The 15,124-nt window shown below is 67.3% G+C and carries 18 protein-coding genes; 7 read left to right on the top strand and 11 right to left on the bottom strand.

What is annotated here, in order from left to right:
* Nucleotides 1-104 precede the first annotated feature (104 nt).
* The 5 genes from gorA to gmk form a co-directional block, all read right to left on the bottom strand.
* Nucleotides 105-1,502: a glutathione-disulfide reductase gene (gene gorA / locus IE224_RS07980; RefSeq protein ID WP_191309306.1), complete on the bottom strand. Its 1,398-nt coding sequence runs from the start codon at nucleotides 1,500-1,502 to the stop codon at nucleotides 105-107.
* A 1-nt stretch (nucleotide 1,503) separates the two neighbouring features.
* On the bottom strand, nucleotides 1,504-2,259 hold the full coding sequence (rpiA, locus tag IE224_RS07975) for a ribose-5-phosphate isomerase RpiA (RefSeq protein WP_191309304.1): 756 nt from the start codon (nucleotides 2,257-2,259) through the stop codon (nucleotides 1,504-1,506).
* A 68-nt stretch (nucleotides 2,260-2,327) separates the two neighbouring features.
* Nucleotides 2,328-3,437 (bottom strand): sensor histidine kinase, encoded by a 1,110-nt coding sequence (locus IE224_RS07970; RefSeq protein ID WP_167622538.1) that lies wholly within the window; start codon nucleotides 3,435-3,437, stop codon nucleotides 2,328-2,330.
* Nucleotides 3,437-3,958, bottom strand: coding sequence for a gamma carbonic anhydrase family protein (locus IE224_RS07965; protein ID WP_191309302.1), 522 nt, complete (start codon nucleotides 3,956-3,958; stop codon nucleotides 3,437-3,439). The genes IE224_RS07970 and IE224_RS07965 overlap by 1 nt, the downstream gene beginning before the upstream one ends.
* Nucleotides 3,955-4,584, bottom strand: coding sequence for a guanylate kinase (gmk, locus tag IE224_RS07960; RefSeq protein ID WP_167622540.1), 630 nt, complete (start codon nucleotides 4,582-4,584; stop codon nucleotides 3,955-3,957). The genes IE224_RS07965 and gmk overlap by 4 nt, the downstream gene beginning before the upstream one ends.
* Nucleotides 4,585-4,787: 203 nt before the next feature.
* Here gmk and IE224_RS07955 point away from each other — a divergent pair, with 203 nt between their 5' ends.
* On the top strand, nucleotides 4,788-5,564 hold the full coding sequence (locus IE224_RS07955; protein ID WP_229849294.1) for a PAS domain-containing protein: 777 nt from the start codon (nucleotides 4,788-4,790) through the stop codon (nucleotides 5,562-5,564).
* A gap of 33 nt (nucleotides 5,565-5,597) precedes the next feature.
* Here the strand turns inward: IE224_RS07955 and rnd are convergent, their stop codons facing one another.
* Together rnd and tgt are read right to left on the bottom strand one after the other, a co-directional pair.
* On the bottom strand, nucleotides 5,598-6,767 hold the full coding sequence (rnd, locus tag IE224_RS07950; RefSeq protein WP_191309506.1) for a ribonuclease D: 1,170 nt from the start codon (nucleotides 6,765-6,767) through the stop codon (nucleotides 5,598-5,600).
* Between the two features lie 108 nt (nucleotides 6,768-6,875).
* The gene (tgt, locus tag IE224_RS07945) at nucleotides 6,876-8,006 is read right to left on the bottom strand and encodes a tRNA guanosine(34) transglycosylase Tgt (RefSeq protein ID WP_191309298.1); all 1,131 of its coding nucleotides are present in this window, start codon (nucleotides 8,004-8,006) and stop codon (nucleotides 6,876-6,878) included.
* Nucleotides 8,007-8,129: 123 nt separating this feature from the next.
* On the opposite strand from tgt, the gene IE224_RS07940 reads away from it, so the two are divergent.
* The 3 genes from IE224_RS07940 (at nucleotide 8,130) to tpiA (ending at nucleotide 9,835) form a co-directional block, all read left to right on the top strand.
* Nucleotides 8,130-8,483, top strand: coding sequence for an SUF system Fe-S cluster assembly protein (locus IE224_RS07940; RefSeq protein ID WP_167622542.1), 354 nt, complete (start codon nucleotides 8,130-8,132; stop codon nucleotides 8,481-8,483).
* Between the two features lie 151 nt (nucleotides 8,484-8,634).
* Nucleotides 8,635-9,003, top strand: a complete 369-nt coding sequence (locus IE224_RS07935; protein WP_167622543.1) for a HesB/IscA family protein — start codon at nucleotides 8,635-8,637, stop codon at nucleotides 9,001-9,003.
* 88 nt (nucleotides 9,004-9,091) lie between these two features.
* A complete protein-coding gene (tpiA, locus tag IE224_RS07930; protein WP_191309296.1) occupies nucleotides 9,092-9,835 on the top strand; it encodes a triose-phosphate isomerase in 744 nt (247 codons plus the stop codon).
* Here tpiA and IE224_RS07925 read toward each other — a convergent pair.
* The 3 genes from IE224_RS07925 to IE224_RS07915 are packed head-to-tail and all read right to left on the bottom strand — an operon-like array spanning nucleotide 9,810 to nucleotide 11,672.
* Nucleotides 9,810-10,820, bottom strand: coding sequence for a GGDEF domain-containing protein (locus tag IE224_RS07925; protein WP_191309294.1), 1,011 nt, complete (start codon nucleotides 10,818-10,820; stop codon nucleotides 9,810-9,812). The two genes, tpiA and IE224_RS07925, sit on opposite strands and share 26 nt — an antisense overlap.
* On the bottom strand, nucleotides 10,817-11,332 hold the full coding sequence (locus IE224_RS07920; protein ID WP_191309292.1) for a heme NO-binding domain-containing protein: 516 nt from the start codon (nucleotides 11,330-11,332) through the stop codon (nucleotides 10,817-10,819). Before IE224_RS07920 ends, IE224_RS07925 begins: the two co-directional genes overlap by 4 nt.
* A 52-nt stretch (nucleotides 11,333-11,384) precedes the next feature.
* Nucleotides 11,385-11,672, bottom strand: coding sequence for a DUF3572 domain-containing protein (locus tag IE224_RS07915; protein ID WP_191309290.1), 288 nt, complete (start codon nucleotides 11,670-11,672; stop codon nucleotides 11,385-11,387).
* A 100-nt stretch (nucleotides 11,673-11,772) separates the two neighbouring features.
* On the opposite strand from IE224_RS07915, the gene IE224_RS07910 reads away from it, so the two are divergent.
* From IE224_RS07910 to IE224_RS07900, 3 genes are all read left to right on the top strand, one after another.
* Nucleotides 11,773-13,158, top strand: a complete 1,386-nt coding sequence (locus IE224_RS07910) for a diguanylate cyclase (protein WP_167622548.1) — start codon at nucleotides 11,773-11,775, stop codon at nucleotides 13,156-13,158.
* 85 nt (nucleotides 13,159-13,243) lie between these two features.
* Complete coding sequence (locus tag IE224_RS07905) at nucleotides 13,244-13,648, top strand: DUF983 domain-containing protein (RefSeq protein ID WP_167622549.1); 405 nt, start codon at nucleotides 13,244-13,246, stop codon at nucleotides 13,646-13,648.
* Entirely contained in the window at nucleotides 13,600-14,331 is a 732-nt protein-coding gene (locus IE224_RS07900) for an NUDIX hydrolase (protein WP_191309289.1), read from the top strand. The genes IE224_RS07905 and IE224_RS07900 overlap by 49 nt, the downstream gene beginning before the upstream one ends.
* Here IE224_RS07900 and IE224_RS07895 read toward each other — a convergent pair.
* Nucleotides 14,328-15,098 (bottom strand): enoyl-CoA hydratase-related protein, encoded by a 771-nt coding sequence (locus IE224_RS07895; protein WP_191309287.1) that lies wholly within the window; start codon nucleotides 15,096-15,098, stop codon nucleotides 14,328-14,330. The genes IE224_RS07900 and IE224_RS07895 overlap by 4 nt on opposite strands.
* Nucleotides 15,099-15,124 lie beyond the last annotated feature (26 nt).

Below are 15,124 nucleotides of genomic sequence, written 5' to 3'. Positions count from 1 at the left end.
CCGTGGTCCTTCTTTCTTCTTCGAAAATCCGTCACTTGAAACTGGGCCGGCAGGGCGAAATGTCAACCCGAAGGCCCCCTCAGCGCGCGCATCTGTCGCAATTGTCAGGCAGTTGCAGCCTGTGCAGGAATCTCCAGCCGGTGACGCCGGGACGGCTGGCGCATCGTCACAAGTTCCTCGGCCGCGGTGGGATGCACGGCCATCGTCGCGTCGAAATCGGCCTTGGTCGCGCCCATGGTGATGGGAATGGCGGCAAGCTGGATCATCTCGCCCGCGTCGGGACCGAAGATGTGGCAGCCCAGCACGACATCGGTTTCGGGTTCGACCAGCAGCTTCATCATCACCTTGGCGTCGCTGCCCGCGAACATCGACCGCATCGGGCGGAAGGTGGTCGCATAGACGTCGACATCGCCGCGCGCGCAGGCCTGCTCCTCGGTCAGGCCCACCGAGGCGGCTTCATGCGGGCGCAGATAGACGGCGCTTGCGATATTGGAATGGGCGACCCTGCGCGCCCTGCCGCCAAAGACCGTATCGGCAAAGGCATGGCCTTCGCGGATCGCCACAGGGGTCAGGTTCACGCGGTCGGTCACGTCGCCCACCGCGAAGATCGACGGGACCGAGGTTTGGGACCATTCGTCTACCTGGATCGCACCGTTCGCGCGCAGATGGACGCCCGTATTCTCCAGCCCCAGCCCGCCGGTATAGGGGTCGCGGCCGGTGGCCCAGATGACCGCGTCGAAATCCTCGTGGCTGTCGTCGCTGAAGGTCACGCGGGTCTGGTCGCCCGTCCGTTCCAGCCGCGTCAGGTTGACGTTCAGCCGCAGGTCGATGCCGATGCCGCTCAGTTGCAGGGTCGCCATGTCGCGCATCTGCCGGTCAAAGCCGCGCAGCACCGCGTCGCCGCGATAAACCTGCACCGTCTCGCAGCCCAGGCCCGTCAGGATGGTCGCGAATTCGCAGGCGATATAGCCGCCGCCCACCACCAGAACCCGGCGCGGCAGGCGGTCCAGAAGGAACAGGTCGTCCGAGATCAGGCCCAGTTCCTCGCCCGGGATGCCCGGCAGCGCGGGACGCCCGCCCACGGCGATCAGGATATGCTTGGCGGTCTTCCGCGTGCCGTCTGCCAAGGCGACCGTATGGGCATCGACGATGGTGGCCCGCTGGTGGAAGATCTGGACCCCGGATTTTTGAAGGTTTGCGGTATAGATCAGCTCAAGCCGGTTCAGTTCGGAATCCAGCTTGTGCTTGAAGACCGGCCAGTCGAACCGACCGGCCTGGGCGCCTTCCCAGCCATAGCCGCGCATTTCCTCGGCCATCAGGCCGGCTTGGGATGCGAAGATCATCAGCTTCTTGGGAACGCAGCCCCGGATGACGCAGGTGCCGCCCATGCGGCTTTCCTCGGCCAGGGCGACGCGGGCGCCGTGTTCGCCCGCTGCGATCCGGGCGGCCCGGACGCCCCCCGATCCGCCGCCGATCACGAACAGGTCAAAGTCGAAAGTCACGTCAGTCCCCCTCGCCCGCAAGCATGTCGGCATCAATATCGGCATTGCGGTCAAGCTGGACAACCGTGCCATCCGGCTTGCCGATGATGGCGACATGGCACATGCCCAGGAACAGCCCGTGTTCCACGACGCCCGGAATGGCCGCAAGCGCGCGGGCCAGGGCCACCGGATCGGGGATGCAATCCAGATGCAGGTCGAGGATCCAGTTCCCCTCATCCGTGACCCAGGGCTCGCTGCCCTTCAGGCGGTGCAGCACGTCGCGATCGCCCAGATCCAGATCCGCAAGGGCGCGCCGGATCAGGGTCCGCGTCGTCTCGAAGCCGAATTGCAGCACCTCGACCGGCAGGGGGAAGGTGCCCAGCTGTTCCACGACCTTGCCGGGATCGGCGATCACCACCATGCGGTGGCTGGCGGCGGCGACGATCTTTTCGCGCAGATGCGCCCCGCCGCCGCCCTTGATCAGGTGCAGGTCGGGGTCAACCTCGTCGGCACCGTCGATGGTCATGTCCAGCCAGCCGATCTCGTCCAGGCTCTCGATGGACAGGCCCAGGCTTTCGGCCAGGTCGCAAGTGCCCTTCGAGGTCGCGGCGCAGCGCAGCGACAGACCCTCGGCCCGGGCGCGGGCGGCCAGTTCCCGCACCATGATGGCGGCGGTCGATCCGGTGCCCAGGCCCAGCTTCATGCCGTCACGGACAAGCGCCACCGCGGCGCGCGCGGCCGCCAGCTTGGCGGGATCGGTCTGGGGGGTCTGGGTCATCTGCGGGCTCCTCCGGATCAGCTTGGACGGTTATAGGCCAGGGGCGGGCCGCCCGCCACCGGCAAACCTCAGCCCCGGTTGGCGCTTTCGGGCAGGATGACCGTGAAGGTGCTGCCCTCGCCCCGCGCGCTGTCGATGCGCAGCCGGCCCCGGTGGCGGTTGACGATATGCTTGACGATGGCAAGGCCCAGCCCGGTGCCGCCCTGGGCGCGCGACCGGTGCGTGTCCACGCGATAGAAGCGTTCGGTCAGGCGCGGCAGGTGCATCCCCTCGATCCCTTCGCCCCGGTCGCGGATCTCGATGGCCCAGGCAGGACCGCGCAGCAGGGGCTCGTGGTCGATCCGGCGCATGGCGACACCCAGATAGCCGCCCGAGCCGCCGTATTTCAGCGCGTTCTCGATCAGGTTCTGGAAGACCTGCACCAGCTGGTCGGGGTCGCCCGGCACCTCGCGGCTGCCGTCGATGCCCTGCGTCTCGACCGCGACCCCCGCAGCCTGGACGGCGGGGCCCAGCGTCGCCAGCACGCCCCGCAACAGCAGCGGCAGGTCGACCCGGCCCAGCGGACGGCGCCGCTCCTCGGCCTGGACGCGGCTGAGCGACAGCAGGTCACTGACCAGCCGGTTCATGCGCCCGGCCTCGCGTTCCATGATATCCAGGAAGCGGTCCCGCGCGCGGGCGTCGTCGCGGGCCGGGCCGCGCAACGTCTCGATGAAGCCGATCATCGCGGTCAGAGGCGTCTTCAGTTCATGGCTGACATTGGCGACGAAATCGCGTCGCATCTGCTCGGCCTCTTCGGCGGCGGATCGGTCCATGACGGCGATCGTTGCCCCCTTTCCCAGGGGCGAGGGCAGCCGCGCCACCGTGATCTCGGCCGCGATATCGCGTCCGTCGGCGGAAAAGACCGCGTTCAGCCGCGCCACGCCCTCGACCGGCGGCGGCAGCGAGGGGTCGGGCACCGGCGCAGGATGGCGGTCGGGGTCCAGCACCCAGTCCACGGCGGCGACCACCGCGGGATGGCGCAGGACGGTGACAAAGGGTCGGTTCAGCAGATCGCCCTCGCCGAACAGGGCAACGGCCGCGCGGTTGGCGCCGATGGTGCGGGCGCGTCCATCCACGGCCAGCATCGCCACGGGCACCCCTTCCAGCAGGTCCGAGGCCCGGCGATGACCCTGCTGCATCAGCGGACCTGCCGCAGGCCCGTGCGGAAACGGGCGGCATTGGCGCGGTAACGCGCCGCCGACTGGCGCAGGCCTTCAAGCGCGGCCTCGTCCAGCATCCGTACGACTTTGCCGGGCGCGCCCATGACCAGGGCGCCGGGCGGGATGTCCTTTCCCTCGGCGATCAGGGCGCCGGCACCGATCAACGCCCCCGCCCCGATCTTGGCGCCGTTCAGGATCGTCGCGCCCATCCCCACCAGGGCACCGTCGCCGATGGTGCAGCCATGCAGGATCGCGCGATGGCCGATGGTGCAATCCGCACCGATGACCAGCGGGCAGCCCGGATCGGTGTGCAGCACGCTCAGATCCTGGACGTTGCTGCCGCGCCCCACGCGGATCTCCTCGGTGTCGCCGCGCAGGATCGCGCCCCACCAGACCGAGGCTTCGGCCTCCAGCACCACCCGGCCCATCAGTTGCGCATCCGGCGCGACCCAGGCGTCGGGCGCGATCTCGGGGGTTTGGCCGTCCAGTTCCCAGATCATGCGTGTTCCTCCATCAAGCCCTTCACGAAGCGGCCCAGCCCGCCCTGGCGTTCGCGGCGCAGGCGTTCCGCCGTCAGGATGGCGCGCAGCCGGGCCTCGGTTTCGTCCAGGTCGTCGTTGACAAGGACGTAATCGTATTCGGCCCAGTGGCTGATCTCGGCCCGGCTTTTCTCCATCCGGCCGGCGATCACGGCGTCGCTGTCCTGCCCGCGCGACCGCAGGCGCCGTTCCAGTTCCGGCAGCGACGGCGGCAGCACGAAGATCGACACGACATGCCCGCCCAGGGCCGAGGCACGGATCTGCTGGCCACCCTGCCAGTCCACGTCGAACAGCGTGTCGCGCCCGTCGCGCATCGCGGCCTCGACCGGGGCGCGGGGGCTGCCGTACAGGTTTCCGAACACCTCGGCATGTTCCAGCATCTGGCCCTGTTCGACCATCTGGTGAAAGGCGCCGGGGCTGGTGAAATAATAATGCTGCCCGTCCACCTCTCCCGGTCGGGGCGGACGGGTTGTCGCGGATACGGAGAAACGCAAGGAAGGATCCCAGTCCATCAGCCGCCGGGCCAGCGTCGATTTCCCCGCGCCCGAAGGGGACGACAGGATGATCAACAAGCCGGTTCTGTCCATGGATCGTGCCCTTTCTTTGCCTTGCGGCGGGATGGACCAGCGGCGCCGAGTGGTCAAGTCCCGGGCAGGGCCAGGTGTTGAACCAAATGTCTTAACCATTCGTTAGGAAAACGACTCGGCATGGGCTGAACTTATGTTTATCATGCTGTTGGAGTGTATAGCGTGTCCGTGTTTCTGGGCGCGCCAGTAACGAGGGTCAGACAGTGTCGAAATGGCAGGACGACAACGCGTCGCATCCGCCCGGGGCGGATGGCATGGGTCAGGTATTGCAACTTGCCGACTTCAATCCCGACCAACCTGCCCGCATCATGGCCGATCTTCGCGCCTATTGGGACAGCCTTCGCAAGGGCCGTGCCGTTCCCGCGCGCGCGGACGTTCATCCGCATGGCATCCACCGCGCGCTTGACCATGCCTTCATCCTTGAACGGATCGCGCCCGGCGCTGGCCGCTTTCGCCTTGCGGGCCAGCACCTGATCGACCTGATGGGCATGGAGGTGCGGGGCATGGCCTTCTGTTCGCTGGCCAATCCCAGCTCTCGCGGGCGGTGGTCCGACGTCCTGGAATCGGTCTTCCGCGCACCCCAGATTGCCGAGATGACGCTTCATGCCAAGGCCGACTATGCCCGTCCCGAACTGTCGGCCCGGCTTTTGCTGCTGCCGCTGGCCTCGGATCTGGGGGACGTGACGCGGGCCTTGGGCTGCATCATCGCGGAAGGCCAGATCGGCATTGCGCCGCGCCGCTTTGATCTGGTGGCGGACCAGGTTCTGCCGATCATCGACGGGGGCAAGACGCTGACGCCCTCGCCTTCCGACCTGGGACAGGACTGGCGGTCGGCACGGCCGGCAAAGCTTCAGGCGCCTCTGCCTGCGGAATTGCCGGGCAAGCGGACCGACAGCCCCGAATCACGGCGGTCACGGTTTCGCCTGATCACCCCCCAGCCCCTGGACCAGGCCGCCAGGCGCAATCCGCCGCTTGGCTGATGTGCCTGGTCGCCTGACGGGCGGAAAGGCGCGTCAGGGGACTGGCACGACCCGGACAGAGCCGCCCTTGGCCGACAAGGCAATCTCTCCGGCGGCAAGGCGCAGGGCGTCCTGACCGAAGACCTCGGCCCGCCAACCCCTGAGGGCGGGCAGGTCGCGTTCCCCCTGGGCAATCGCATCCAGTTCCGCGGCCGAGGCAATCAGCTTGGGCGCAACCCCTGCCGCATCGGCCTTGGCCTTCAGAAGCACGCGCAGCAGATCCGACAGCGCGGCATTGCCGGGCTTGCCCGGTTCCTCGGCCTTGGCCTGCGGCAGATCCTTGGAGTCTACCCCGGCCTTCACCGCCGCCAGGATACCATTGGCGATGTCGCCCTTGCGCGCCTCGCGCAGCAGCAGGCGCGAGCGGCCCAGATCGGCCTCGGTCGCGGGCTTGGTCGAGGCCACCTCGATCATGGCATCGTCCTTGAACACGCGCGACCGGGGGATGTCGCGTTCCTGGGCATAGGCTTCGCGGAAGCGCGCCAGTTCGCGCAGGATCGCCAGGAACCGGGGCGAGTTGGTGCGGGTGCGGACCTTGAGCCAGGCTTCCTCGGGGCGGGTGATATAGGTTTCCGGGTCTTCCAGAACCGCGATTTCCTCGGCCAGCCAGCTTTCGCGGTCGTTCTTGCGCAGTTCGGCCGACAGGAACTCGTAGATCACGCGCAGATGGGTCACGTCGGCCAGCGCATAGGCCTTTTGCGCGTCCGACAGCGGGCGGCGGGACCAATCCGTAAAGCGCGACGACTTGTCCAGGTTCGCCCGCGCGATCTTGCGCACCAGCGTTTCATAGCCGACCTGTTCGCCAAATCCGCAGACCATCGCGGCGACCTGGGTGTCAAACAGCGGCTGCGGGAACAGCGCGGCGTCGTGGAAGAAAATCTCGAGATCCTGGCGGGCGGCGTGGAAGACCTTGACCGTGCCCTGATGGCGGAACAGGTCGTAGAGCGGCTCGAGCGACAGGCCCTCGGCCAGGGGATCGACCAGCACGGCCTCGCCTCCTGCGGCCTTGGGCGTCGATGCGGGCGGCAGCGCCAGCTGGATCAGGCACAGCTTTGACCAATAGGTCCGCTCGCGCAGGAACTCGGTATCGACCGTGACATAAGGGGCTGCCTTGGCGTTCTCGCAGAACAGCGCCAGGTCTTCGGTGCGGGTGATCGTGATGATGTCGTCGCTCATGTGGTCTTTCGCCCAGGGCGGTTCGTCCGCCAACCGGACACCGATAAGCCCGGGCCTTCTCAAAGGAAAGTGTTTTTGGTCAGCGGGACTGACGGATCACAGGGGTGGAATGTCGCCCTCGGCCCGCTGGGCATGGAAATCGGCCACGAATTCGTCCAGCCGGCCTTGGGCGATGGCGCTGCGCAAGCCCGCCATCAGCTCCTGGAAATAATGGAGATTGTGCCAGGTCAGCAGCATCCCGCTGATCATCTCGCCCGCGCGGAAGACATGGTGCAGATAGGCGCGGGAATAGCCCGTGCAGGCGGGACAGGTGCAATGTTCGTCCAGCGGACGCGGGTCATCGGCGTGGCGCGCGTTCTTGACGTTGACCTGCCCGCGCCGTGTCCAAGCCTGCCCGGTCCGCCCCGACCGCGAGGGCAGGACGCAGTCCATCATGTCCACGCCCCGCTGGACCGCGCCCACGACGTCGTCGGGCTTGCCCACGCCCATCAGGTAGCGCGGCTTGTCGGCGGGCAGGAAGCCGGGCGCATAGTCGAGGACGCCGAACATCGCCTCCTGCCCCTCGCCCACGGCAAGGCCGCCGATGGCGTAGCCGTCGAAGCCGATGGCCCTGAGCGCCTCGGCCGATTCTTCGCGCAGTTCGGGCGTCACCCCGCCTTGCATGATGCCGAACAGCGCATGGCCGGGACGGTCACCAAAGGCGTCGCGCGACCGCTGCGCCCACCGCATCGACAGGCGCATGGACCGGGCGACCGCTTCCTCGGTCGCGGGAAGCGCGGGGCATTCGTCGAAGCACATCACGATGTCGCTGCCCAGCAGACGCTGAATCTCCATGCTGGTTTCGGGCGACAGCATGTGCTTGGACCCGTCGATATGGGACGAGAAGGTGACCCCGTCCTCGGTCAGCTTGCGCAGCGCGGCCAGCGACATGACCTGGAAGCCGCCCGAATCGGTCAGGATCGGCCGGTCCCAGTTCATGAAGCGGTGCAGGCCGCCCAAACGCGCGATGCGTTCCGCGCCGGGGCGCAGCATCAGGTGATAGGTATTGCCCAGCAGGATGTCCGCACCTGTCGCGCGCACCGATTCCGGCAGCATCGCCTTGACCGTGGCGGCGGTGCCCACGGGCATGAAGGCGGGCGTGCGGATCTCTCCCCTCGGGGTGTGGATCGTGCCGGCGCGGGCCTGCCCGTCGGTCGCCTGGAGGCTGAAGTGGAAACGCTCGCTCATGGTGGTGCCTGTTTCTTGAACCGGCCGTGTCTAGCGAATGCGAGGGGGCTTCGCAATCCGCCCTGCTCTGGACGCAGGCGAGGCGACCACCTATATCAGGGTCGCATTTGACAGGATTTCGCCATGACCGAGCTGCAGGAAGGCGCCCCGCTGATCGCGCCCTCGTCCACCGACCATCCGCTGTATGACAGCGTCGTCGAGGCCTGCAAGACGGTCTACGACCCGGAAATACCCGTCAACATCTTCGACCTTGGGCTGATCTACACCATCGCCATCAACGACCAGAACGAGGTGCGGGTGGTCATGACCCTGACCGCCCCCGGCTGCCCCGTCGCCGGAGAGATGCCGGGCTGGGTCGCCGACGCCGTCGAGGCCATTCCGGGCGTGAAGCAGGTCGATGTGGAAATGACCTTCCAGCCGCAATGGGGCATGGACATGATGTCCGACGAGGCCCGGCTGGAACTGGGCTTCATGTAGGCCGCCTGCAGCGGCGGTGGCGGGGGCTGTCTACCCCCGGGTGCCGTTCCGGCACCTCCCCCGAGGATATTTGCACCAAGGCGAAAGGCCATGTGCCTTGATGGAGGCGGGGGGCGGGATTATCTTTACGGGTGAACAGAAGGAACGCGCCATGTTTGCCATTCCCGGATCGTCTCCGGTCAAGATCACGCCTGCCGCCGAACGCCAGATCGCCCGGCTGATGACGGGCAGGAACGCCTTTGGCCTGCGCATCGGGCTGAAAAAGGGCGGCTGCGCGGGCATGGAATACACGATGGACCTGGTCGAGGCCGCCGAGCCGAACGAGGAGGTCGTGGAACAGGGTGCCGCCCGGGTGCTGATCGCGCCACGGGCCCAGATGTTCCTGTTCGGGACCGAGATCGATTACGAAAACGGTTTGCTGGAATCGGGCTTCCGCTTCCGCAATCCGAATGTGACCGACGCCTGCGGCTGCGGCGAATCGGTCCGGTTCGAGCCGCTGGAAGGCAGCCGCGCCGTCTGACGCGGATTGTGTGGCCGGTTTCGGCGCTACCATGATTGCGCAGGACGCCCCCTGCCCCTAAGCCCGCCAAAGGTTTTGGAGGAATGGCATGGCACCGCGCAAATTGGCCGCTGGCAATTGGAAGATGAACGGCAATCTGGCCGCCCTGGCCGAAATCGACGTTCTTGTGGCGGCGTACCCGGCACCCGGCTGCGAGATCCTGATCTGCCCGCCTGCGCTGCTGATCCATCCGGCGAAGGCGCGTGCGGACGATGTCATCGCCATCGGCGGGCAGGACTGCCATGACCAGGCCTCTGGCGCGCATACGGGAGACATCGCTGCGGCGCAACTGCGCGATGCAGGCGCCACCTATGTGATCCTGGGCCATTCCGAACGTCGCGCCGGTCATGGCGAAACGGATGCGACGGTGGCTGCCAAGGCGACTGCGGCCCATGCGGCCGGGCTGGTCGCGATCATCTGCCTGGGCGAGACCGAGGCGCAGCGCGACGCGGGCGAGACGCTGGACGTGATTGCTGCGCAACTTCATGGATCGATCCCCGCCGGGGCCACGGCAGCAAACACCGTCATTGCCTATGAGCCGGTCTGGGCGATCGGCACCGGCCGCACCCCCACCACCGACCAGATTGCCGAGGTTCATGCTCTGATGCGTGACCGGCTGGAGGGCAAGGTCGCAGATGCGGCGGAGGTGCGGCTGCTTTATGGCGGCAGCGTGAAGCCGGGCAATGCTTCGGAAATCTTTGCGATCCCGCATGTGGACGGAGCCCTGGTGGGCGGGGCAAGTCTGAAAGCCGCGGACTTCGAACCCATCATCGCAGCCCTTGCAAGGAGCTAGGACTGGCCGCGACCGGCAGGGGCGCAATCGAGACGCGGCCCTTGCCCTCTCGCTTTGACCGATAAAGGGCGACATCCGCGTCTTCCAGCATCCGGTCGATCGCATCGGCACTGTAACCCGCCGACAGCACGATCCCGATGCTGGTCGAAACATTGCAATCGGCTGGCGAGACGTCCTCGATCCCCTGGATGATGCGCGTTCCGATATCGGTCAGGGCCTGGCAGGTCCAGGCGCCGTCAAGGATCAGCACGAATTCATCGCCGCCGATCCGCGCAACCCCATCGCGCGCCCTTACCGTGCGGGTCAGCACCCGCGCGACTTCGACCAGCAGGCGGTCGCCCGCGGCATGGCCCATGCGGTCGTTGACCTGCTTGAAGTTGTCCAGATCCAGATGCGCCAGGGCGAAACCGGGCGTCCCGTGCTGCGGCTCGAAGGCGTTCTGCATCGCAGCCTGCAGCCCCCGGCGGTTCAGCAGGCCGGTCAGGGCATCCGTATGGGCCTCGCGCTCGGCATCCTTGCGGGCCAGCATCAGGTGGCGGTTGAAGCGCGCAAGCTCTTGCTGGACGGCTCGGTTGGCTTCCTGCAGGAACATCAGCTCAAGCGCCAGTTCCGACGGCGCGAAATCCGATTCGGTCAGGCCGAAGACCGCCACCGCTTCCGACAGCGATACCCCGAAGCAGAAGTTCAGAAGAAGCCCGCCAAATCCCGGCGCCACGACATGGCCCCGCAGCGAAAGGCGCCGATGGTGGCGCAGCCGCAAGGCAAGCCGGTTGCCGCCCTTCGCGGCGCGGATCGCCCCGATCACATGGCCCGAGGCCGCGCCCCGCCCCTCGACAAAGACATCCTCGACATCCTGCGCATCCGGGGGCATCAGCTTTCGCATGGTCGGCCCGGCGGAATGGATCAGGCCGCAGTCGGCCACGCAGAGATGCATGGGCATCAGCCGGTCCAGCACATCCTGCCCCAAGGTCAAGCCGTGGCTCATGACGCCTGGATCCTGGGCGAAAGATGGAATGTCCGCCCCGTCGCGAAGGCGGAGTCAGATATGTCCACGCACAATCCGCCATCCCGGGGGGTGATCACGCAGAGCGCGCCATAGTCATCGGCCATCGCCCGCAGGAGCCCGCTGAGAAGCGCTGTCCAGACCGCCTGCCCGTGCGAGAAACTGATCCACAGCAGGCCGTCATCGCTGCGTGACAAGCCAATTTCGGGGATGTCGAGATCATCGGTGACCAGCCGGATCCGGTCCGGCAATTCCTCGAGCCGCAGAAGAAAATCCAGGAAATCCTGTCCGCAGAACCGCAGCAGGCGCCAGATCTCGTCCTGCCGCACCAGCCAGGCACCCAGATCCTCGACCAGTTCATCCACCGGCTTGTCCAGGCGGCGCGCGGCGTCATGCAGCATTCCGGCGGGGTCGAGGTTTTCCGCCCCGGCCTGAAGGGGCACCGATTCCTCGGCCAAGAACCGTTCTATTGCGCGACTGACAAGATCGTTCATGGATCACCTCCGCCGCCCTTCATAGGCAACAGGGGTGAACAAATCGCAAATTTCAGACGTCCCAGCCATAGCTGCCCGGTCCGGCAAGGGCCGTCCGCGCCTGCATCAGGTCGCCGGGGGGAATGGTCAGATCGGCGGCGGCGTCCAGGACGCGCCGGTCGTCTTCCAGCAGGAAGTCCAGCACATGCAGCGCAATTTCCGGATCTGCCGCGATCTTTCGCAAGTCTTGCGGGTTCAGGCCCGATGCCTCCAGAAACCCGGCCATCAGGTCGGGCCGTTCCGCCATGTAGATCAGGACCGAGGTGGCCAGATTTTGGGCGGCTTCTCTCGAATATGTCATCGTGGGTCCTTGGATCGGGCGGCTGCCGCCCCTGTTTGGAAACGCTTTGTTAAGGAATCAATGCCATTCTGCACATGTCGTCGAAAAGGGGGCGTTATCGGTGACTGCGCGTATCCTTATCGCGGAAGGCAGTGCGACAAGCAGGATCAGCCTGAAGGTCAAGCTGTCGGGCGCCTGCTACGAGGTGCTGACGGCGGCGACGGGCGACGACCTGCTGTCGCAACTGCGCCAGGGGCGCCCCGACCTGATCCTGCTGGGACCGGGTTTCACGGGGCTTCGCCTGGCGGACGCCTTTCACATGATCTCGGTCGAGCGGCCCCGCACGCCCGTTCTGGTGCTTGCCGACGGGGAACGCCGGGTCGAGGCGCTTCAGGCAGGGGCCGCCGCCGTGCTGGATCCGCGCGTGGCCGAACAGATGCTGCTGGCCCGTGTCCGCGGGTTGCTGCGCGATGCCGAGGCTGACGATGCCCCCGACTTCGCCCTGGCCGAGGATGCGGGCGGCTTTGTCCACGCCCCGTCCGGCAATGTTGTGCTTGTGGCCGACCAGCCGGGTCGGGCGCAGCGCTGGCGCCATATCCTGCAGCCGCGCCTGAACTGCCGCTTTGCCATCGCCAGTCCGGACGAGACGCTCAGCGCGGCGGCGCATGGCGACGGGGCGGACCTGTATATCATCGCTGCCGATATCGAGCAGAAGGGCGACGGGCTGCGGCTGCTGTCCGAATTGCGATCCCGCAATGGATCAAAGGAAGCGGGCTTCGCCGTCCTTGTCGCGCCCGAGCGTGAGGAATTGTGCGCGATCGCCCTGGATCTGGGCGCGGGCGAGGTCCTGCCCCTGGACCCGGCCGGGGACAATAACGCAGAGATCGCCGCCCTGGCGCTGCGCAACCAGTTGGACCGCAAGCGCCGGGCAGATAGCCGGCGCCAGGAGATGAAGCGCAACATGGCCTGGGCCATGTCCGATCCGCTGACCGGCCTTCACAACCGCCGCTACGCGATGCCCCGGCTGGCCGAGATCGCCCGCAGCGCGATGCGGCGCCAGGACGGCTTCGCGGTCATGGCGCTTGACCTCGACCGGTTCAAGGCGATCAACGACAATTTCGGCCATGCCGCAGGCGACGCGGTTCTGTGCGACATCGCCCGGCGGGTCGAGGGGATCGTGGCCAGCCAGGGCCTGACCGCGCGCCTTGGAGGCGAGGAGTTCCTGGTGGTCCTGCCCCACGCAACCGAGGCTGACGCCTTCCGCCTGGCCGAGGAGATCCGACAAGAGGTCGAGACCCATCCGACGCTGCTGCCGCCGATCTCGGGCGGGGGGCAGGTCCAAGCCACGCTGTCGATCGGAGTGGCCTTCGAACAAGCGCCCTTCTGCATCAGCAGGCCCGACGTTCTAGCCGAGATCGCCTTGGAACGCGCGGACCGCGCGATGATCGCGGCCAAGTCGCTGGGCCGGAACCGCGTGCTGATGGCGCCCACGCAGCCGGTCTGCTGATGCGACCAATCGTCCGGAACGGAGGACTGGCAACGGTCCGCATCCATGCCTACATTGGCACGGTCCACCCCTGCCGGAGACCGCCATGCCATCGCCCGCCGCAACCCTCGACTCGAACGAACGGCCCACGGGGCAGGCAATGCTGCGCGGCGCCCTTGGCCGCTGCCCGGCCTGCGGGGAAGGCAAGCTGTTCCGGTCCTTCCTGAAGGTCGCCGACCACTGCCCCCATTGCAACGAAGCGCTGCATCATCAGCGGGCCGACGACGGGCCGGCCTATCTGACGATCCTGCTGGTCTCGCATCTGGGCGCGCCCTTGCTGCTGGCCTGCTATATCGCCTGGCGCCCGTCGGCCATGACGATGATCTGGACCTTCGGGCTCGGCTCGATCATCCTGTCGATGCTGCTGCTGCCCCGCATCAAGGGCGCCTTCGTGGGCCTGCAATGGGCGCGCCGGATGCACGGCTTCGGCGCGGAGCCCCTGCCCTCGTGAGTGATGCCAACCCGCCCATCCGCGACGCCGCGACCATCATCCTGTTGCGGCGCGACGCGTCGGGTTCCTCGGTCCTGATGGGAATGCGCGGCGCTGGTGCGGTGTTCATGCCGTCGAAATATGTCTTCCCCGGCGGCGCGGTGGACGCCGCCGATGCAGCGGTGCCCTTGGCGGCGCCCCTGGTCGAGCCGCATCGCAGCCGTCTTTTGCAACAGCCGCGTCCCGGATCGGCCCCCGATGCCCATGCCATCGCCGCCGCGGCCCTGCGCGAACTGGCCGAGGAAACCGGCCAGTTGATCGGCCGCCCCGGCGCCAGCGACATGACCGGCTTTGCCGAGGCGGGGCTTGCCCCCGACGCCTCGGCCCTGACCTATCTGTTCCGGGCGATCACGCCGCCCGGCCGCCCGCGCCGGTTCGACGCGCATTTCTTTCTGGCCGATGCGGCGGCGCTTGCGACCGATCCCGACGATTTCAGCCGCGCCTGCGACGAGCTTTCGCACCTGCACTGGGTGCCGCTGTCCCAGGCCCGCGCGCTTGACCTGCCCTTCATCACCGAGGTCGTGCTGGCCGAATTGTCGGACCTGATCGCAGGCCTGGCCCCCGGCGCGCCCTTGCCGGTGCCGGACACGGTGCCCTTCTTCGACAACCGCACCCTGGCCCCGCGTTTCGCGCAAATCGCCTAGCGGCCGGTGAACCGCGCCGGGCGCTTTTCCAGGAATGCCGTCACGCCCTCGACAAAATCAGCCGTCCGGCCAGCCGCGCCTTGCAGCCGCGCTTCCAGCACAAGCTGCGCGTCCATGTCGTTCTGGGTCGAGGCCTGCACCGCCTCGCGGATCGACAGATAGGCGGCAGTCGGACCCTGGGCCAGTTGCCGGGCACGCAGGGCCACCCCTTCGGCAAAGGCGTCGTCAGGCAAGGCTTCCCAGATCAGGCCCCAGTCGGCGGCCTGGCGCGCGCTGACGGGTTCGGCGAACAGCATCATCCCCATGGCCCGGGCCATGCCCACGGCGCGTGGAATGACAAAGGTTCCGCCCGCATCGGGAACCAACCCGATCCGCGTGAAGGCCTGGATGAAGCTGGCACTTTCGGCAGCGATCACTATGTCGGCCGCAAGCGCAAGGTTCGCCCCTGCACCCGCCGCCACGCCGTTCACCGCGGCGATGACCGGCGCGCGGCAGGCGCGGATCGCCCGCAGCATCGGCTCGTATTCATCCCGCAGCGTGCCTTCCAGATCGGCCGCCGCAGCCCGGTCGGTCAGATCCTGTCCCGAACAGAAGCCGCGCCCGGCCCCCGTGATGACCAGGCAGCGGGCCTCGGCGGGCAGAGTCGTCACCGCCTCGGTGATCTCGACCCGCATCCGGCTGCTCAGCGCGTTCATCACCTGCGGGCGGTTCAGCGTCAGCGTCGCCACGCCGTCCTGGATGGCAAATTCGATGGTTTCAAAGCTCATGTCGGTCCCCCTTTTGCGGGGCATCA

The organism is Paracoccus aerius (assembly GCF_014656455.1).
GTDB classification, from domain to species: Bacteria; Pseudomonadota; Alphaproteobacteria; order Rhodobacterales; family Rhodobacteraceae; genus Paracoccus; species Paracoccus aerius.
The sequence above is the reverse complement of the archived record's forward strand: the minus strand, read 5'-3'. Positions and strand labels throughout refer to the sequence as shown.

Coding starts and splice junctions, on each gene's coding strand:
- IE224_RS07940 (WP_167622542.1), top strand. CDS start 8,130: ATGACCGAGCTGCAGGAAGGCGCCCCGCTGATCGCGCCCTCGTCCACC.
- rpiA (WP_191309304.1), bottom strand. CDS start 2,259: ATGACCCAGACCCCCCAGACCGATCCCGCCAAGCTGGCGGCCGCGCGC.
- IE224_RS07935 (WP_167622543.1), top strand. CDS start 8,635: ATGTTTGCCATTCCCGGATCGTCTCCGGTCAAGATCACGCCTGCCGCC.
- IE224_RS07900 (WP_191309289.1), top strand. CDS start 13,600: ATGGGCGCGCCGGATGCACGGCTTCGGCGCGGAGCCCCTGCCCTCGTG.
- IE224_RS07915 (WP_191309290.1), bottom strand. CDS start 11,672: ATGACATATTCGAGAGAAGCCGCCCAAAATCTGGCCACCTCGGTCCTG.
- IE224_RS07965 (WP_191309302.1), bottom strand. CDS start 3,958: ATGATCTGGGAACTGGACGGCCAAACCCCCGAGATCGCGCCCGACGCC.
- IE224_RS07920 (WP_191309292.1), bottom strand. CDS start 11,332: ATGAACGATCTTGTCAGTCGCGCAATAGAACGGTTCTTGGCCGAGGAA.
- IE224_RS07925 (WP_191309294.1), bottom strand. CDS start 10,820: ATGAGCCACGGCTTGACCTTGGGGCAGGATGTGCTGGACCGGCTGATG.
- tgt (WP_191309298.1), bottom strand. CDS start 8,006: ATGAGCGAGCGTTTCCACTTCAGCCTCCAGGCGACCGACGGGCAGGCC.
- IE224_RS07895 (WP_191309287.1), bottom strand. CDS start 15,098: ATGAGCTTTGAAACCATCGAATTTGCCATCCAGGACGGCGTGGCGACG.
- IE224_RS07905 (WP_167622549.1), top strand. CDS start 13,244: ATGCCATCGCCCGCCGCAACCCTCGACTCGAACGAACGGCCCACGGGG.
- gmk (WP_167622540.1), bottom strand. CDS start 4,584: ATGGACAGAACCGGCTTGTTGATCATCCTGTCGTCCCCTTCGGGCGCG.
- tpiA (WP_191309296.1), top strand. CDS start 9,092: ATGGCACCGCGCAAATTGGCCGCTGGCAATTGGAAGATGAACGGCAAT.
- IE224_RS07970 (WP_167622538.1), bottom strand. CDS start 3,437: ATGCAGCAGGGTCATCGCCGGGCCTCGGACCTGCTGGAAGGGGTGCCC.